The 17,627-nt window shown below is 40.7% G+C and carries 31 protein-coding genes; 2 read left to right on the top strand and 29 right to left on the bottom strand.

Annotated features, from left to right (window positions below; all coding sequences use genetic code 11):
* Positions 1–455: 455 nt before the first annotated feature.
* The 5 genes from G601_RS26900 to G601_RS26210 form a co-directional block, all read right to left on the bottom strand.
* Positions 456–965: a DUF4298 domain-containing protein gene (locus G601_RS26900; RefSeq protein ID WP_242834426.1), complete on the bottom strand. Its 510-nt coding sequence runs from the start codon at positions 963–965 to the stop codon at positions 456–458.
* A 23-nt stretch (positions 966–988) separates the two neighbouring features.
* Entirely contained in the window at positions 989–1,198 is a 210-nt protein-coding gene (locus tag G601_RS0113040) for a hypothetical protein (RefSeq protein ID WP_029319550.1), read from the bottom strand.
* A gap of 44 nt (positions 1,199–1,242) precedes the next feature.
* Positions 1,243–1,404: a hypothetical protein gene (locus tag G601_RS26215; protein WP_155829571.1), complete on the bottom strand. Its 162-nt coding sequence runs from the start codon at positions 1,402–1,404 to the stop codon at positions 1,243–1,245.
* Between the two features lie 79 nt (positions 1,405–1,483).
* Complete coding sequence (locus G601_RS0113030; RefSeq protein WP_035790746.1) at positions 1,484–1,966, bottom strand: NUDIX hydrolase; 483 nt, start codon at positions 1,964–1,966, stop codon at positions 1,484–1,486.
* 179 nt (positions 1,967–2,145) lie between these two features.
* Positions 2,146–2,307: a hypothetical protein gene (locus G601_RS26210; RefSeq protein WP_155829569.1), complete on the bottom strand. Its 162-nt coding sequence runs from the start codon at positions 2,305–2,307 to the stop codon at positions 2,146–2,148.
* 431 nt (positions 2,308–2,738) lie between these two features.
* Between G601_RS26210 and G601_RS0113015 the strand changes: the two genes are divergently transcribed.
* Complete coding sequence (locus tag G601_RS0113015; RefSeq protein ID WP_081673527.1) at positions 2,739–3,623, top strand: Cof-type HAD-IIB family hydrolase; 885 nt, start codon at positions 2,739–2,741, stop codon at positions 3,621–3,623.
* 246 nt (positions 3,624–3,869) lie between these two features.
* Here G601_RS0113015 and G601_RS23215 read toward each other — a convergent pair whose 3' ends face one another.
* The 20 genes from G601_RS23215 to G601_RS0112910 all read right to left on the bottom strand — a co-directional run bounded on the left by G601_RS23215 (position 3,870) and on the right by G601_RS0112910 (position 15,850).
* Entirely contained in the window at positions 3,870–4,577 is a 708-nt protein-coding gene (locus G601_RS23215) for a Fic family protein (protein ID WP_242834425.1), read from the bottom strand.
* Between the two features lie 106 nt (positions 4,578–4,683).
* On the bottom strand, positions 4,684–6,411 hold the full coding sequence (locus G601_RS0113005; RefSeq protein ID WP_255346208.1) for an MATE family efflux transporter: 1,728 nt from the start codon (positions 6,409–6,411) through the stop codon (positions 4,684–4,686).
* Between the two features lie 39 nt (positions 6,412–6,450).
* Positions 6,451–7,794: an ATP-grasp domain-containing protein gene (locus tag G601_RS0113000; protein WP_029319591.1), complete on the bottom strand. Its 1,344-nt coding sequence runs from the start codon at positions 7,792–7,794 to the stop codon at positions 6,451–6,453.
* A 192-nt stretch (positions 7,795–7,986) separates the two neighbouring features.
* A complete protein-coding gene (gene gloA2 / locus G601_RS0112995; RefSeq protein ID WP_022767537.1) occupies positions 7,987–8,364 on the bottom strand; it encodes an SMU1112c/YaeR family gloxylase I-like metalloprotein in 378 nt (125 codons plus the stop codon).
* Between the two features lie 61 nt (positions 8,365–8,425).
* Entirely contained in the window at positions 8,426–8,605 is a 180-nt protein-coding gene (locus tag G601_RS0112990; protein ID WP_026665623.1) for a hypothetical protein, read from the bottom strand.
* A gap of 34 nt (positions 8,606–8,639) precedes the next feature.
* A complete protein-coding gene (locus tag G601_RS0112985) occupies positions 8,640–9,116 on the bottom strand; it encodes a hypothetical protein (RefSeq protein WP_026492923.1) in 477 nt (158 codons plus the stop codon).
* Complete coding sequence (locus G601_RS0112980; protein WP_026492922.1) at positions 9,113–9,679, bottom strand: NUDIX hydrolase; 567 nt, start codon at positions 9,677–9,679, stop codon at positions 9,113–9,115. The genes G601_RS0112985 and G601_RS0112980 overlap by 4 nt, the downstream gene beginning before the upstream one ends.
* Complete coding sequence (locus G601_RS0112975; protein ID WP_026665622.1) at positions 9,666–10,037, bottom strand: hypothetical protein; 372 nt, start codon at positions 10,035–10,037, stop codon at positions 9,666–9,668. The genes G601_RS0112980 and G601_RS0112975 overlap by 14 nt, the downstream gene beginning before the upstream one ends.
* Before the next feature lie 273 nt (positions 10,038–10,310).
* On the bottom strand, positions 10,311–10,532 hold the full coding sequence (locus tag G601_RS0112970) for a hypothetical protein (protein WP_026665621.1): 222 nt from the start codon (positions 10,530–10,532) through the stop codon (positions 10,311–10,313).
* 5 nt (positions 10,533–10,537) lie between these two features.
* Entirely contained in the window at positions 10,538–10,738 is a 201-nt protein-coding gene (locus G601_RS0112965; RefSeq protein ID WP_026665620.1) for a hypothetical protein, read from the bottom strand.
* Positions 10,725–11,093, bottom strand: coding sequence for a nucleotidyltransferase domain-containing protein (locus G601_RS0112960; RefSeq protein ID WP_026665619.1), 369 nt, complete (start codon positions 11,091–11,093; stop codon positions 10,725–10,727). The genes G601_RS0112965 and G601_RS0112960 overlap by 14 nt, the downstream gene beginning before the upstream one ends.
* Positions 11,094–11,196: 103 nt before the next feature.
* Entirely contained in the window at positions 11,197–11,745 is a 549-nt protein-coding gene (locus G601_RS0112955; protein WP_026665618.1) for a GNAT family N-acetyltransferase, read from the bottom strand.
* 148 nt (positions 11,746–11,893) lie between these two features.
* Complete coding sequence (locus tag G601_RS0112950; protein WP_026665617.1) at positions 11,894–12,445, bottom strand: flavin reductase family protein; 552 nt, start codon at positions 12,443–12,445, stop codon at positions 11,894–11,896.
* Positions 12,446–12,472: 27 nt separating this feature from the next.
* Entirely contained in the window at positions 12,473–12,952 is a 480-nt protein-coding gene (locus G601_RS0112945; protein WP_026665616.1) for a YbaK/EbsC family protein, read from the bottom strand.
* A gap of 17 nt (positions 12,953–12,969) precedes the next feature.
* Positions 12,970–13,287, bottom strand: coding sequence for an SCP2 sterol-binding domain-containing protein (locus G601_RS0112940; protein WP_026492917.1), 318 nt, complete (start codon positions 13,285–13,287; stop codon positions 12,970–12,972).
* 119 nt (positions 13,288–13,406) lie between these two features.
* Complete coding sequence (locus G601_RS0112935; protein ID WP_026665615.1) at positions 13,407–14,018, bottom strand: DNA-3-methyladenine glycosylase I; 612 nt, start codon at positions 14,016–14,018, stop codon at positions 13,407–13,409.
* Positions 14,019–14,181: 163 nt separating this feature from the next.
* Positions 14,182–14,772 (bottom strand): nitroreductase family protein, encoded by a 591-nt coding sequence (locus G601_RS0112930; RefSeq protein WP_026665614.1) that lies wholly within the window; start codon positions 14,770–14,772, stop codon positions 14,182–14,184.
* Positions 14,773–14,788: 16 nt separating this feature from the next.
* Positions 14,789–14,974 (bottom strand): hypothetical protein, encoded by a 186-nt coding sequence (locus G601_RS0112925; RefSeq protein ID WP_026492914.1) that lies wholly within the window; start codon positions 14,972–14,974, stop codon positions 14,789–14,791.
* Between the two features lie 292 nt (positions 14,975–15,266).
* Complete coding sequence (locus tag G601_RS0112915; protein ID WP_026665613.1) at positions 15,267–15,578, bottom strand: hypothetical protein; 312 nt, start codon at positions 15,576–15,578, stop codon at positions 15,267–15,269.
* A gap of 74 nt (positions 15,579–15,652) precedes the next feature.
* On the bottom strand, positions 15,653–15,850 hold the full coding sequence (locus G601_RS0112910; protein ID WP_026665612.1) for a hypothetical protein: 198 nt from the start codon (positions 15,848–15,850) through the stop codon (positions 15,653–15,655).
* Positions 15,851–15,888: 38 nt separating this feature from the next.
* Between G601_RS0112910 and G601_RS26655 the strand changes: the two genes are divergently transcribed.
* Complete coding sequence (locus G601_RS26655; protein WP_207637478.1) at positions 15,889–16,026, top strand: hypothetical protein; 138 nt, start codon at positions 15,889–15,891, stop codon at positions 16,024–16,026.
* 48 nt (positions 16,027–16,074) lie between these two features.
* On the opposite strand, the gene G601_RS0112905 is transcribed toward G601_RS26655, so the two are convergent.
* The 4 genes from G601_RS0112905 to G601_RS0112890 all read right to left on the bottom strand — a co-directional run bounded on the left by G601_RS0112905 (position 16,075) and on the right by G601_RS0112890 (position 17,610).
* Positions 16,075–16,365, bottom strand: a complete 291-nt coding sequence (locus tag G601_RS0112905; RefSeq protein ID WP_022753599.1) for a helix-turn-helix domain-containing protein — start codon at positions 16,363–16,365, stop codon at positions 16,075–16,077.
* 75 nt (positions 16,366–16,440) lie between these two features.
* Positions 16,441–16,722, bottom strand: a complete 282-nt coding sequence (locus tag G601_RS23210; RefSeq protein ID WP_330368845.1) for a type II toxin-antitoxin system RelE/ParE family toxin — start codon at positions 16,720–16,722, stop codon at positions 16,441–16,443.
* Between the two features lie 153 nt (positions 16,723–16,875).
* On the bottom strand, positions 16,876–17,310 hold the full coding sequence (locus G601_RS0112895) for a hypothetical protein (protein WP_026665611.1): 435 nt from the start codon (positions 17,308–17,310) through the stop codon (positions 16,876–16,878).
* A 12-nt stretch (positions 17,311–17,322) separates the two neighbouring features.
* Positions 17,323–17,610 (bottom strand): hypothetical protein, encoded by a 288-nt coding sequence (locus G601_RS0112890; RefSeq protein WP_026665610.1) that lies wholly within the window; start codon positions 17,608–17,610, stop codon positions 17,323–17,325.
* Positions 17,611–17,627: the final 17 nt, after the last annotated feature.

Below are 17,627 nucleotides of genomic sequence, written 5' to 3'. Positions count from 1 at the left end.
ATCATACTCTTATACGAGAAACTGCAGGCTCTCCCCAGTTGACGTTTAATCATAATGTTTAACATGAATGGCCCTATGACCCCGCCGTGTCGTATATCGCTCACCAATAACGTGATCTACGATGTTGTCTTCCGGGTCAGCAAAACCGTCGACCGAACGGATACTTTATCTTTTCGAGGCTCAATAGCATTTCATCCCTGCTAACTCGCTGTCTACGCTTCGCACCAGCCGTTACCGACTGCTACGCAAGACTCGCTATTTGCTGATTGGTTAGACCTTTGCAAAGCAGGATTCCCACCTGCTTGATTAAACCCCCTTAGCTGGGCGCACTGCTGAAAGATAAAACTACTTCATCTTCTTTTCAAATCTAAACATTGCTCCTTCAGGAATTTCATTATATTTTTCTATGGTCATTGTCAACACTCTTTCATATTCATTCTTTCAGACATTTACGGCTAATCTTCAAAAAACGGTTTCAGCATTTCCATGACTTCCTTGTTCCGTTCAAGCATGTTGTAAATGCCATCCTCTGACAGCACTCCTCTTTTAAGATCATCAGGGAACAGTCCCTGCTCATCAGACTCAAGATCTTTTCTCCACTGCTTGCTGCCATAGTAGTCCGATAGCTTTTGGATGTCATCCTGCATATGCTGCAGATCAAAGATACTGGCCTCAAGGGTATTCAAAGTATGATTGGCCTTCTGCAAGATATCTTCCATCTTATACAGAGTTGGAGGAACGTTATCTCTCTTAAGCCGTTTTAAGAAATGATTTTTCTTGTGATCATATCTCTGCGCAGCATTCTCCGGAAAAAGAAGAATTCCTCTGCTCTTTAAAAGTTCAAAAACTCGTGCATGAGCCTCTTCATCAGAATAGCCTTCTTTCATCTGCTCCTTGTAGATTACATACATCAGATTGGTGCATCTTGCTTTGGAGTTCTTCTTCAGATCTTCGAAGTGTTTCATTTTTGGTGGTGTTTTCTTTTTGCTCATTCTGCTCCATTCACTACTTGTTCTCTGATTTTTATAACATCAGTCTCAGAAAGATCTTTTAAATAAATGCAGTATTCATCAGGATATCCACCGACAAATTTCATGTGTTCCATGGAAATTTGAGAAGGTTTGGTAATCCAGAGTACCGGCTCTCCATAATAATCTTCAACATATCTTAATTTTTCACCATTATATGTAATGATCATGTGAAAATCTCCTATTAATATAGATCATCCCTCCAAAAGGTCACTTAAATCCATAGTCTTAATCCCATTCTCAGACAGTAGTTCCGCAAAAACTCCTTTTCCTTCAATGAGTTGTCCTCATCATGCATATCAAAAACAGACCCCTGAATCATATCCACGGATGTTGTAATGACCTTATACATTGTGACGAGCATAAGTCTTTCCATAACGTCTCTCTTTCTGAAAAATATCAGTTGTATGTATAATTGACTGACAAATTAATGTCAATACAATTTTTCTCTGATTTCAACGCTCATCCGTCAAAAAATGCTTAACCACATTTACAGGATGCAGCAATTCTGTTCTGAAAAACTCCGGATAAAACTTAACCTGATCATCAGGTGCAATCCACTTAAGAAACTCTTCATGATCATCCTCGGTAAAACTGTTACACTCCGGCTCAAAGTCCTCAGGTACTTTCATGTAAAAGAAGAAAGATATCTCATATATCAGCTTCCCGAGATTAGACTCTGCGTCCCCATAAAAATAGTTTTCATTTATGAATCCAAGCCTGTCCACTTCCATGCGTACACCGGTCTCTTCATATACTTCTCGGATTACCGCTTCCTCAGCAGTTTCTCCGAACTTAATTCTGCCGCCTACAGAATACAAATACTCCGGTCTGATATTATTCCCGACCATTAGGAATTTTCCATCCTTAAGAATGATTGCTCCTACTCTGATGTTTATAAGTCCATTGTCACATGGCACTGTCATGTCAATACTCATATCCAAACACTCCCTCCATCATCGTTATAATCATCATTAAAAATATCCGCATCAAACGGATCATCAAATGGAAACATCATATATCTTCAGCTCCTTTTTCATAGTATTGATGATACCATAAAAAACCCGGAGCAATCACTGCTCCGGGCGGATAAATAATCTTAAATTGTTTATGGAAATCAAAGTGTGAATGTAGCTCCGAATGCTACTGTCATCTTCTCTTTATTGTAGAATGCTGAAAGCTTCTCAAGGCAATTATCATACATTTTATGGAATGCTTCGTTTCTCTGCTCTCTCTTAACTTCTGCTTTTCTTGTATCCTGAACATCGTTAAATCTCATAGTATTTACCCCTTTCTTGGTTGTGTGGTATATGTTAGCCGTTTGGCTACCCGTTTTCTCTTTCTGAGCTTATGATATTACTTCCCGTGTTTTTAAAACACAATATTCATCGTTTTTTCTATCTATTCATTGTGTGCCCTCTCTGTAATTATGTTATACATCACCCAGCAATATCCCCATATCAATTTCATTGGATTTTTATAATTATTATCATGTATTTTTTGATTGGCTCATTGTTACTAAGGATGACTAAAAAAGAATAAGGGAGTATTTACCAAGATTTCAGGATTTAATGGAATCTAAATAGACAGTTGATGTACCAATTATGACAGAAATGGACTTTCATAAGACAGTTATGGAATTAAAGTAGTCAGTCTGAAATTAAATACCGCACCTTGGCAATTCCTCAAAATCATGTATAATTTGCAAGGATGAACAAAAGATTGCAAAAGGACGTAATTATGCCTATTTCAAATAAAGCTAACAACAAAGAAGGCTTCTTACCCTATAGCCTGATCGCAATGGATATGGATGGCACCCTTCTTACATCGGATAAAAAGATTCTCCCTGAGACGCTTGATGATCTTTCATTGGTAGCTGATAAAGGAGTACATCTCTCCTACGCAACCGGCAGAGCGCTTGTTGAAATGAAGGAGTACTTTGAGATCACTCCCATGATCCGCTATGCCATCTGCTACAGTGGAGCAATAATCTATGATTGCATGGACAAGAAGGTCATTTACAGAAAAGAAGTACCTTCTTCCTGCTTTGAAAGAATAATTGAAGTCGCAGATAAATACGACGGAATGCTCACTTTCCTCACAGAAAATGAATCCATTGTATCTTCAGCTGATATCAACCACATGGACGATTTCCATATGGGAGTTTACCAGCCAATGTACCTTAAAGTAACCAGGCAGGTTGATGACATGGCTGCTGAAAGTCGAAAGCACGATTCCATCACCAAGATAAACATATACTTCAGAAATCAGGAAGACCGTCACCGCGGTTATGAGGAATTAATAAACCTCCCCCTTACATTTGCACTTGCAGAAGAAACAAGCCTTGAAATGAATGCTGAGGGAGTATCAAAAGGTACCGCCCTAAAGACTCTGTCTTCTCTCCTGGATATCTCCATAGAAGAAACAATGGCTATCGGAGATGCCGACAATGACCGCGATATGTTAAGCACCGCAGGAATTTCTGTCGTCATGATGAATGCACGAAGTGATATAAAGAAGCTTGCAAACTATATTACAAAAGACAGCGACCATAACGGTGTTGGCTTTGCTATCAGAGACTATTTTGATCTTTAATTGGAGATAACAATGGAAATAAACAAGAATACCCTAACTGAGTTCCGTAGAGACTTTAAAGAAGCTGTCGCAAGCCTAAGCTTCTTTGCTGCTTCAAGCCCACAAACGGTAACTTGATTCAATTACATGATACCACCCGTTGTTAGTTTCTGCTAACCATATTCATAATTGAAGGCCCATATCATTGATACAGGCCTAATCATTATTGTCATTATTATCTTCAAATTTTCCGTTCCATATACTATCTCAATCATGCTCAATTTCTAGTAAATCAAGAAGCTTTACAAATGTATCCTGTCCATCAAGACAAGTATCTATGAGCCATCCTTTTTCATTTCTCCATTCCTTGAGACCTCTGTAGTAATAATTCTTCTTGGAATCCTCAATGATGAATGGCACAATATTGTGTCTGAGGCATTCCTTTAATGCTACAAGCCTTCCTACCCTTCCGTTTCCGTCCTGGAATGGATGAATATATTCAAACTCAGCATGAAGTGCTATTATATCTTCTACTGTTACAATCTTTTTTAAATTATACTCTTTAAGAAGTGCCTCCATATGCTTATGCACTTCAGATGGTTTCGAAGTCTCTCTGCCCCCTACGACATTTGCACGTTTTTTATAATCTCCAACCGCAAACCATGACAAAGTTGAATCCTTTGTATCATGCTTTATTATGTAGTGAAGTCTTTTGATTATATCCTCTGAAAGCTCTTCCTCTGCTATATCTATTACATAATCAATTGCGCGGAAGTGATGCACTGTTTCAAGAATATCATCAACAGGAACGCCATCGCCGATATCAACTGTATCAGTTTCGAAGATATGCCTTGTCTGATCTTCTGAAAGCTTACTTCCTTCGATATGATTGGAATTATATGTCATTCTTACCTGTAGCTCATGATAGAGCCCTCCAGGAAGCTTTATATCTTTTTCCTCACGAAGTAACTGCAAGATTTTATTCGGATTTAATCGGCTAAACCCATCTTAAATTACTTAACCGAAACTTTAATCCATTTTATACGCAGGCGCTGTTATTTCAAAATGATTCCCTGCATCTTTATCTGATATGGATAAGAAGTATATTACAATCCATAATACACATATACTGCATCTCTGACATGATGTTCGATATAGTCCTAAGTCCGATATTTCTGGCCGGATTCTTATCATAAACGAGAACCTGCGATATGTAGCTCTTCGGATTAAAGCGCCTGCCGGAATCACGAAAACGGATTATGATTTCCCCGTTCCTGCATACTGCACGTATATCAACAGCGCAGTCAGTCTCTTCGGAAAATCCCCAGCGCAGCGTATTACATGCTGCTTCTTCCACACAGAGGGCAGACAGCATACTGATACGTGAACTGATACCATGATTCAGACAGGATTTTCTTACAGATTCAGAAAATACTGACGCTTCTCCAAAAGTATAAACCGTAGTTTCCAATTCCACAGTATCATTTTCCCTATCCGTGAGCAATTCCTTTTGTCGATTCAAATTCCGGCAAAATAAAATGACTACTGCTATAGCAAAAACAAGAGAAAACTCACCTATGAGATGTCCCAGCCATATCCTGCCTGCCGGTTCTGCCTGTCTGAGCAGCCATGAAAAAACTATCCACGCGATTCCCCCCTCCAGCATACTGACAATAGCGGAAAGCCACCGCTTCCCAATCACATTAAGATAGCTTTCTATAATCTGACATATGGCGACAAGCGGAAATGAAAACGCATACCCCCGGATTATAGCAGCGGTCATATTCATCAGGCGCTCGTTTCCTCCATGGAAAAATCGTGCGAGAGGAACGGCCGATATCATAAAAACAATCGCATAGATTGAACATGGCAACAATGCATACCATAATCCCATTCTGAGCATGCTCCTAACACCTTTATGGTCTGCCTCACCTCTTGCGACACTCCCAAGCGTCATTACAGCACCGCTTACGGCAAGCGAACCGGGAAGAAGAAGTGCAAAGACTGAATTACCGGCGGCAACCGCCGCCACCAGATCCTCTCCTGCAAGCATGAAAGCCAGGTGATTGATGGCGATGCCGATGAGAAAAACAGTCATCTCATGAAGCATGACAGGAATCCCCTTTGACAACGCCTTGAGCCATTCCATCCGAAGCCTCAGACATGGAGAAGGTTTAAGCTGCGAGGTTTTTCTCGCATAGTGGAGAAGCAATACCAGAAGTTCAACGTAACAGCTGATTGTGGTCGCTGCTGCTATTCCGGCCATACCGCCATGGAATAGCATAACATTTAGGATGTCGCCGAGAATGTTCACAGTGGTTGCGATATAAATAGCAAGAGGAGAACGCCTGGCATCGCCGTCAAGCTGCATGACCGGATGAAGCACCGGTGTCATCATAACAGGAATCATCGACGGAGCCATCCAAAACAGATAGTCTTCCGCCATTTTTATCGTATTCTCTGAATGTGCGCTGAAAGAACACAGCAACGCGACAGAAAAACTCCGAAACACAGTAAATAGCAGTATAAATACAAGAGCGGTTGCAAGCCCTGTGAATAACAGCTGAAAAACACGGCGCCGTGCAGTCTCCAATTTTCCGTGTCCCAAATCTTCTCCTATGTTCAGTTGTGGAACAGTTCGCAGGAGTACCACGACAATGTTGATAAAGGAATACAGAGGTACGATTAGCCCAAACGCCGACATGGCCGCAGCCCCCAGGAAGTGTCCGATAATCACCCCATCCACAGCGGTGTTCAGCATGACCGTGAAAAATCCAAAGAAACTGTATCGCACGCTGCGGTGGAACATTTTCGATAATACATGATTGCCATTCAGCTCTGAAGCCATTTATTCCTCCCGGATTTCTCCTTTGATTGCGCGCATATCGCTCCTAAGCTTCTTCTGTTCTTCACCTGCCATGACAAATTCGCAGTATTCCGCAGATCCGACAGAAGATACGGCAGTCTGCACCCTCATGACCGAGACAATACAGCTATACTTTTCGCACAGTCTGCAGATTTCTTCTCTATCCAGGAGCCTTGTCTTGAAATCAATAGCAAAACTGCGCTGATTGTCCTTAGCGTCGCCAATCTGTCCTGTCGCAAGTTCGCCGTAAAGACTGATTATATCTTTTCCCTCGATGGCGGCAGAAATATCTGACATCAATGTATAGCGTGGATTGATCTCAATGATGTACCATTTTCCCTGAGAAAAGATCAGGTCTGCCTGTGCAAAACCATTCAGTCCGTATAGATCTGACATCCTAATCATTTCTGCTTTTAAATGCGGGATGTGGTACTTCTCATCTGTCACAGGTCCTTCCTTAACAATGTCAAGACCTTCTGCGGTCGCATCTCCATCCACGGAAAAAATCACCGGCTCCGTAACATGATAATGCCCCTCTGCTCCGTATATCTCAATCCCGAAAATCTCCCCATCAATCTGTTCTTCGACAAGTATGTCCGAGTCAAGTTTCCATTCATCAAGCACCTTTACGGCATCATCAAAATTATGTGAGACAGTGAATCCAACCGCCCCCGAGAATACTGTCGGCTTGATAACGACCGGAAAACGGAGTTTCCTTATCTCACGGAAAATAAACTCCCGATACGCATTCTGCGGAATAGACGGGTCAGTAACATGCACATGAAAAAGGCTGTTTTGAACCATAATGCTTCCGGCAACATTAAAACCATTTCTGCGAAGAAAATCTGTACATTTTTCCTTTTGAAAAGATTCAAGAGCAAATCTGGTGCTGTGCGAGATAGTCTTAATCCCCCTCCTGCGGAGCTCTTCGCCGACCATCGCATCTCTCAGCGCCGACCAGTCATACGGCATAATAGGAATCGAAAAAGCAACGGCCACATCAGGATGCGTCTCCGCGATTTTCCCGGCAATCTCTTCTACTGACTCCGTTCCGTCCAGAAACCTGTATGCGACACGTTCCGGGCTTCTGACCGGCTTGTACGCAGATACGGTTTCGTTCGTTTGGATGTTCCCCATATCAACAGCAAACTCTCCCGGCGGTGTAAACCAAACAGAAATGCTTACGTCTGGCAAGCGTTTCGACAGTTCATCCCACATGGATGCTCTTTCAGGAAAGAACTGTATTCCATCGATTCTCGGCGGTGGCAGCTCATTTCTTCCGGAACAGTAAAAAACTATTTGCTTCATTTTTATTGCCTTTCTCATACAGTTTTATCGCAAGATAAATCATCACCTTTGATATATCCTACGAAGCGCAGTACCACTACATCTTGTTTCATTGCGGGTTTATAATTATTCATGATTTTATGCAAGCATCTAAAAAAGTCTATACGGCATTATCTTCGGATAGAACTTGCTAACACTTCAGCCAGACCAATCTCATTTGTCACAAGTAGTTTACTCATGTATTTCCAAAGGAAGCCCGTCCGGGTCACGGAAAAACGTCATTTTTTCACCCGTGAAAGCATCCCGTCGTATCGGCTCACAAGGGATACCCATAGACTCCAATTCTGCGACGGTCTCATCTACACTATCTACACGGAAAGCAAGATGACGCAATCCGTAAGCTTCGGGAGAAGGACGGAGTGGATGATCCTTCATAATAAAAAGTTCAATTTCGCTGTCATCGAGCTTAAGGTCAATCTTCCAATCATCCCGTTCCGGTCTATAGTTCTCTCGCAGAATTCGAAAGCCAAGCTTATTATGGTAAAAGTTCAGAGCAGTGTCTTTGTCGGAACAAATCACCGCAATATGATGAATGCGATTTAATTTCATGAGGCGCCTCCTTTTTTAACCAGAAAAACCGATTTGTAGTTTTTTGGATTATCCTGAAATATTATTCAGGCTTATCAATGCTGCCGGTGTTACCATTAAAGCTTCCAAAAATAGAAACTCTGAATGGTGCAAGTTTCATGCCCAAAACAATTCCTGCAAGGACCAGACATACCCCCGTAAGTGTCACTTCTGTTTTGCTGCAATCACCGCGCTGGATTTTTGATATATGTTCTTTTATCATTTCAATCAATCCTCCCTTTTATATAGACTAAAGTTTAATCACATCTGCTAAGAGAAGCGCCGCCACTGTACTTCTCTGAAAACTCATCCTCGTTCCATGTCTCATAATATTCCAGGATATCCGCATTTTCTTCAGAAGACTGATACGTGTACTGAACTCCGTTATCAGACTCTGCCTTAATCTTGTATCCTCCAGTCTCCAGTTCCTCGAATAGCGAAATACTATCAAAATGATCCGGAACAAAATCATTATTTTCCATATGACCATAAATTATCTCTGCATCACCAAACTGTACATAGTATTCAGGCTGCATATCCCCATCAGTCTCATAGCCTATGGATGCTGTCTGCCAGGTTCCTGATACCACAGGATCACTCACTTTTGATGCCAGAAAAATAGATGTTGGACCGTCAGCTCCACCGATTATCGCTGCATCTTCTTTTTTCGCACCACATCCTACTGTTCCTATTACCATTATCAGCACAAGCGCTGTCACTACTATTTTCTTCATCTTAGTCTCTCTTCTTTTTCCTTAAGATACTTCATTACTATCTCAAGCCCTTCCATCGGAACACAAAACGTGCCATCCCTGTGTATGCATCCCTCATGGACTTTATCGATATCAAACCACCTGACTTCTTCCACTTCCTCTGTCTGAAGCTTCAGCTTGGATATATCCACAGGCTTTTCATACACGTAAACAAAAGCAACTTCATTGTCCTTAAACATTTTTCCATGGAATTCCATCTCATACTTAATATGAAACTTCCCGGCAAAAGTAAGATCTCCGGCCAGAGTTTTTATTCCAAGCTCCTCAAACAGTTCTCTCTGTGCAGACTCAAGTGGCTCATCACCAGCCTGGATATGTCCTGCCGATGAAGTATCATACATCCCAGGAAAAGATTCCTTTTCGGCGCTTCTCTTCTGAAGAAGAACCTGATATTTATCCACTTCCTTTCTCACAATCCAAATATGCGCTGTCCTGTGAGGAATCCCATTGTCATGTGCATCACTTCTGCTTACAGTCTCCCCGGTCGGAAAGCCGTTATCGTCAGTTATATCAAATATCTCCATTTTTCACTGCCTCTTTTCTGTTCCTGATGGCAAAAACAGCTGTACCAACTACCGCCAGCACAAGCACAAATATTCCATAGACCATCGCTATGAAAGCACCGACTATAGGTGTCTCAAAATCAGAACTAATAAAATAGTAGTAATAATATGTACTTAATATCATTCCGGCAACGCATGATATCAGCAATAATAACGAAGACAGGAGATACTCCTTCATGCTTTTAGCCATAAAAACATTCATTATGACAAATGCCGCAATAACTATCATCCATATAGGATTAATATCAGCTATTCCGAGCATATCCCTAATCACAAACATTACAAGGGGAATTAGATTTAACCACTTCAAGAACTTCACTTTTTTCCTCCGCCAACAATTATTCTTTAACAAAATATATCTCTACCATTTTACACCATTGCTATCATTACAAAAACTTACTTTTACCTATTTAAGGCATGCATATCCCAGCCTCCCTGGAACATGCACACCCATGGAAAATAGCATATTAAAGCTTGAGGTACCCTGTTGTTTTCCTTGCTTGACTGTGCCATTTTAGCCTATAAAATTCCGAAGAAAAAGCCCGCCATCCCTGTATGAATGCGAGCTTTTGACAATCATTGTATTCTATTTTTACTTGTATCCGTTCTTGGAAAGATCATCGCACCAAGCTTCTATTTCCAAAAATGCCTTTTCTAACTGTGTGATTTTTACAGTCATATGTACATCATATCTACCATCAGCTTCCCAGGAAGTAATGAGCAGCCTCTTGTCTAATATGTATTTCGGAATAATGACGTTCACTCCAAGAGACTGTGCGTACTTAATCAGTTCATTTAGCGAATGCTTATACATTTTCCTTAAGTCAGGCTGCGGAACAGAATAGTAAATCTGTATTTAATCAGTTTTTCAGCTGCCTGCTGTAAATGGTATCCAGCCTGTCCCTTTAGATACTTTCCTGCACTTGGGGTTCTCTTCCTTGCTTCCTCTATAGTTGCCTTCGCAACGAACAAATCAGCTTTTATCTGAGCAATTTTTAATGGATAATTACTCCCTGACATACAGCACTTCTCCCTTATTGATCTCAGCCATTATTGCCGAATTATCTTCTTTTCCAGTCTTAAAATACAAAATGTCATAACTCTGAAGAAAATCATCAAACTCAGCAAGTTCATCTGCAAACTTCATAAACTGCTTTGAAGTTAATACCTTACCTTTTGACTGATTTCCAAATACCGCTATATCAATATCAGATTCTTCTGTACATCTGTCTTCTATACTGGATCCAAACAGAACAACTTTATCTATGTATTTACATTCTTCCGCGGAAGCAACGATATTATCCAGATACTTTCTTTTAATATCTGCGACTCTTACATTCCGGTTCCTAATCGTTACATCAACAACTTTACACATAACCAATCTCTCCTATGGTAACACTAGACATCGGTTTCATTACTGTGATTATACATTATTTCCTATAAATATCCCACAGAAACCTCCGATCTTCGTGTTTAAATCACAGAAACAAAATCATATTAACTTCATCAATGTATGTTCCGTCCTTCAGTTTGAATGCCTTTGGAGTTCTTCCGCATTCTTGAAATCCCATCTTTTTATATAAAGCAATCGCTCTATCATTGTCCGCATAGGCTCCAAGTTCCATCTGTTCAAACCCAATTTCCCTAGCTTTGTCTATAGCCTTCTGCATGAGTATTGTTCCAAGCCCACCGTTACAATATGCCTGTTCAAGGGCAATTGCAAAATCACACCTGTGCCTGAGCTTGAGATGATTTCTGTGACGGCTTATAGAACAGTTACCTACAGCTCTTTCCCCATCAAATACGGTAAACCAGGCAGAATCCTCAGCCTCCAGATTATTCCTGATTATCTCTTTTTCTCTTTCGAGTTCAATATTTATTTCTTCAGGATATCTTACAAGATAATGCGTTTCTTCTGCTGTCTGCTTTATGTAGTCCAGCATGGTAACAGCATCTTTTTCCTCTGCAGATCTTAGGACAAGTGTTCTTCCATCATTAAGCGTTAACATTTCTTCTGCAATTTTCATAGTGTTCTCCTCCTGAATGTAAAAAAATAGACCTTATCAAAACTATTTTAGCTTGATAAGGTCTTAATACACTTGTTTAATGAATCAAAAGTTTACAGATAGCCCTGTTAGCTGTCAATAACTTTTTGCCCCTCTTTAAATCTCTTTATCACTTCAGCTTTGCGCCATCCTTAAAAGCATTGCCCACCTTTTCTCCAACTCCGTAATATCCATTACCAAATGGATCAAAGCTTATAGGCTTAAGTTTGGTGATATCAACCGCTCCATCTGTCACTACGCTTTCATCTGCAGAGACATTTACGATTTCTCCAATCAGAATGCCCTCCTCAAAGCTCTTTACCTTACACTCAAGAGCAACAGGAAGTTCATCAATCAAAGGTGCATCAACAAACTCACTCTTTGTTGCGTGAAATCCAGCCTTTTCAAATTTATCAGGTACTTTTCTTCCTGATTCTATCCCAACATAGTCGCAGGGAATCACCTGGTCTTCAGTAGCAAGACTTACTGTGAAAGCACCTCTCTTTGCGAGATTGTCAGTAGTCTTGTGTTCAGACAGGCTGATTGAAATCTCTTTAAAGTCAGTGGTTATACCCCAGGCTGCGTTCATAGCATTTGGCACTCCATTCTCATCATATGTTGCAATGATAAGAACCGGCTGCGGATACATTAGTGGTTTTGCTCCAAAATTAACTCTGCTCATCTGTTTCCTCCTTTAGCACAAACACTGTTACTCGTCTTCTTCCCATCCCTTGCACACATCGCACCAGCCCTCGGCTCCGGTAACAGCTTCAAGCTCTGAAGGTGTAACTTTAACAGAAGTAAACTCATTACCTCCTGCAGGATGGACATATTCAAATCTCTTCATGGATACATCCAGCCAGATAGGGATGTCATCAGCCACAGCAAAAGGACATACTCCACCTGGCTGGAATCCCGTGATACTCTCTACCTGATCTCTGGGAATCATGTGTGGCTTAGTGTGAAATAGTGATTTGAACTTAGAACTGTTAACCTTACCATCGCCTGCCATTACCACAATTACAGGCTTTTCATCTACCACAAAAGACAATGTCTTTGCAATCTCCGGTTCGGTGCAACCTATCTGCTGTGCAGCATGTTCAACTGTATCAATCGTCTCTGCATGCTCAGTAAGCCTATCACCAAGATTATTGGAGACAAGAAACTCTTTTACCCTTTCATTAATCATGTCTGCTTCCTCCCCGATCATTTAAGAAGCTTGGAAAATTCCAAAGCCTTCCCTACATCACCGTCAACCTTAAGTTTGCCGATAGTAAAAGCTGCTACAGGATCTAACTTTCCACTGATTAGCTTATTAAAATCATCGGACTTGATTGATATAGCGCAGTTCCTGTCATGGTAATCGTAAGGCTCTATATTGATCTTGTGGTCCTTAACTTCAACGTAGAACACTCCGGGATCCTGATCTGTCAGATTCACCTGAACGGCAAGAAAATCCACATTTGAAACATCGGCATTTTCTGCCAGCTTTCTAAGTTTAGTAACTACTGTATCACGCTTCATATTCGTCCTCCTCACAAGATGTATCGGTCTCTGTTACCATTATATAGTTAGTAGCGCTTACTCTGCGTATATATTTACCTATGGCTGATGATAGCCTGGGGTTATATCAGAATTATCACCTAATACACTTCCATAACCTTGCGTTTATTCACAGTTTGGTTTGCGGCATTTATCCTTTTATAGCATGGGCAGGTCTCGTCGTGATCATTGATTATTCCGCATGCCTGTAGGTGAGAATAGATTGTCACTTCGCCGACGTACTTAAAGCCCCTCTTTTTCAGATCCTTACTTATCGTCTTGGAAAGACCGTTACTTACGGGAATCTTCCCACCAAGCTTACTGTGACCACTGTAGAGAATTGTCTTATTTCCTGAGTATGCCCAGATATAATCGCAGAAGCTTCCAAACTCTTCTCTGACTTTCTGAAAACACCTGGCATTATTTATGACAGCAGCGATCTTCCGGGGTGACTTTATCATATCCTCTGTATTCAGTATCCGCTCTATGTCTGCATCAGTATACTCAGCAATCTTGTCATAGTCGAAGCCATCAAAGCAGGATCTGAACACCTCTCGTTTTTTCAGCATAAGATCCCAGGATAAACCACACTGCATACATTCCAGCATCAGGTGCTCAAACATCTTTTTATCATCATGAACAGGAACGCCCCACTCATTATCATGATAAATCTTGTTTCTTTCATTAACGTCCGCCCATCCGCAAAAGCCCATAGCATAATCCTCATAAAAAAATCTGCTTTTCATCTATCAATCACACAGAAATGATGCCACCCCTATATCATACACATGGACAGTCTTCCCGAACCTATCCACTTCAGTAGGAACGATCTCTCCTCTTTCAACCTGCAGTGCCCCTTCAATGAGCTTTATCCCCTTACTTTTCTACCCAGGTTACCGGATTACCTTTTCTCTCAAGCGGTTCCCTAATTGGCTTTCCTGCCTCAGAATATCCCAATATCAGGCCTCCGGTTATCGTTTCATCTTCCCTAAGACCATACTTATACATGAAGTTGCGCACAGCCTCATTTTCATCGAGCCAGTGAAGCTGATTGATCCAACATGAGCCCATGTCAAGAGCATTGGCAGCTATCATCATGTTTTCCAGTGCACAGGCGCTGTCTGCTATAGCGTTGCCATAGCCTTTTTTATTGGCTGTAACTATGAAAACAGGTGCTCCGTAGTGAAATATATATCCACCTTTCTTTGCCGCATTTATCGAATTCTTCAAAGAAGAATACATACCCTCAGTGATTTCCATTTCTGCGAACTCTTTGCAGACTAATCCCGCCATGTCAGAAAGGATTTCGGCATCTGAAAAAACAATGAAATGGGTAGTCTGATTATTTCCACCGCTAGGCGCATATCTGCCTGCCTCAATCACTTTTTCTACAAGCGCTCTTTCCGGCATTTCTCCGGAATATCTTCTAGTACTTCTTCTTGTTAAAATAGCTTCTATCGCTTCCATCTTTTGCCAACCTTTCTCATACTCCTGCCGGCCACTCAGAGCCAACATCCAGTCCATTCTCTGTAAGCCAATCATCTTCCACTGACACAAGTTTCTCATTCCCTGCATCATCAACAAGCGTTACCGATACCTTAGGTTTCTGTCCTGGCTGTAATTCCTCGCAGCCATAATCTCCATCAAATATCTGCTTTATCTTCCACATAAGCCTCAGTCCAAGTCCTCCACGTCAATCATCTTTATTGAAGTTTCACTAACCATCTGCACAAAGACTCCCTTACTCTTTCATTCCTTTTGCAATAAGCATATTTATAACTCCAAGTACCACAATTATGATCAGTAAATACCTGCTGATCAATGTTCCTCTCAGCTTATCTACTATGAAGAACATAATACGTCAATACCATAGCTAGCGTAAGCATCCCCAGGGCTAAATATCTTCTTTTCACTTAATGGTCTCCTCAGTCATTACTCTTTTATCTATTCTCATGTATCCCTTAACACCCTTTCCTTCCGCTTTTATGATCTTCTATTGAGCAGGCATCAGGTGTTCCATATTCAATAAGGCCCACAACCGCTGGATCAAGAGTTATGCTTCCGTCTTCAAGAACAAAAGCCGGTATGCCAACATCGCCTATTTCCTTGGAATGATCGAATGCCGGATTGGTATCACGAAGTCTAGTAAAAGCTCCCATGTTTCTGATATTCTCACCAATGTTGATATACTCAAATTCATTCTCATGCCCTCTTATCTGCTCATGAATGTAATCGCAATAGGGACATGTAGGCATTCCGTAAATTTTGATCATTGTTCTCCCTCCAATATGTCATTGTAAATATACCCCAATAAAATCAATACTTTCTTCATATACTTTCAACTCCCCTAATTATATGCAAAAAAGTACTTCGACGCTATATGAGACATCGAAGTAGCTGCAACTGTAAGTGCCATCAGTCTAACTAGTTTTTGTTTCTTCAAATCTGAGTCCAGATAATCAAAGACCTTCGGCATTACTTTGATAAGAGCCATCGGCTGAGGAAGATTTCTCATTGCACTCTCAGGAATCTTCTTGTGTTCCATGACCTTCATGTATGCCAAGCAACGAAAGGACTACAATCATGAGCGAAAACAATACAGAAAACAACAAAAATAATAAGAGTAGCATTTCTGCAGGAGCAACTGCACTGATATCAGTACTTGCTGTACCAGTTACATTGCTTGCAGGGCTACTCTTATCTAATCGTAAGAAGAAATAACTCTAATTCCTTTTATGACCTCTATCTTGCATGAAGCCAAATAAGTTATTATCTTACCATTTTCTTAGGAACAAACTCTATCTTTAGAGTGCTATCCATAGCTTCAGCAAGACGTTTAAGGAGTGCTATGCTAGGATTTCTTGTACCTTTCTCCAGTCTGCTTATATCCGCCTGACTTATGCCGCTCTTCTCTGACAGCTCCAGCTGAGTCATTCCCGCATGGATTCTTGCATCAAGTATCGCTCTTGTAATATCCATTTCTGGCTGAAGTGCCTCATATTCTTTTTTAAACTCAGGATCCTGCATAAGTTCATTTGTTAATTCCTGAAGATCACTCATATGTTCCTGCCTCCTTCCTACTATGGTAGTCGGTTCTTCTCTGCTTAGCTAAATCTATTTCACCTCTAGGCGTCTTCAGTTGTTTTTAACAAAACCATTAGTGGCAATTATGATTTGTCCCTCATCAAAGAAATACAATATCCTGACTATGTTATTACCTTCTCCACTTCGTAATTCAAATATTCCATCCTCTAGCTCTTTAGAAAGAGGTTCCCTAGCAAGATTGCCATACTCCTCAAGCAAGTGAAGATTAGCCACAACCTTAGCCTTCATCTTTACATCCAACATTCTAATAAATAATCCAACAGGCTTACTGCCGCCTATGTCTCTATAAAAATTCACCTGAAAATTTGACACATTGCCTCCCTCTCTTTATGCTATATATAACATATTTTATTCTTTTCGTCAAGAACGTTAGCATAGTACATGTGGAACCGCAAAGCCACAAAATAACTAATTTTCCGCTGCGTTCACCATGTAAGAATCGTGCCCCATTATCCCCGCCATCCTCTATATTCTTTTAATGTAGAATTGCAAAGCACATGTATCATCCATTACACACTGCAGCTTATATAGCAAATAATGGATATCTCTGTCTTCACTATCCAAAAGTTTTTCCAATGTAAGAGCATTGCTGAGTTCTTTTAAAGCCTTGCGATATCTTTTATAAACGCCTTTCATGAATTTTTCACGATTTTTAATGGTCATCTTGTACTGCACAAAGTTGTCTTCAGGATAATCCTCATACTCCGTTTTCATGATCTCTGTCTGAAAAAAATCGGAGTAATATCCAGAAAAATAGTCCCTTGCTTCATACTCAAGATTCGTTACACCACAATAATCATATCCCCGGCGCTCTATCTGACTCACTGAAAAATAGTCATCGTCAATGACATTGTTTTCCGAAATCGGATTATCATTCAAAACAAAAATTGTAGAATGCATTATTTGTTCCTCTTATCTCTGATTCGCAATTCTAGCCAGTTCTCGCTTAAATGCATCGTAATTCCGACTGTCCTTAGGACTGCAATAAACAGCAAATTCTATATTTTTGAACATATACAGATAGTCATTAATCACATTTGCTGCAGCTCTGGCAACAATCTCCGGTTTATTCTGAAATGCTCCACATCCAAATGCCCCCAATATAACTACTTCATCAGCATTAGATTCTCTGAGTCTATCGTTTTCTCTGCACATCTTTTCCGTATCCTGGAATATTGCTACATTTTCATTTCGTCCCATTTAAACCTTCCTCTCAT

The sequence above is a fragment of the Butyrivibrio sp. FC2001 genome (assembly GCF_000424125.1).
Lineage (GTDB): Bacteria > Bacillota > Clostridia > Lachnospirales > Lachnospiraceae > Butyrivibrio.
This window is presented reverse-complemented; position numbering and strand designations above follow the sequence as displayed.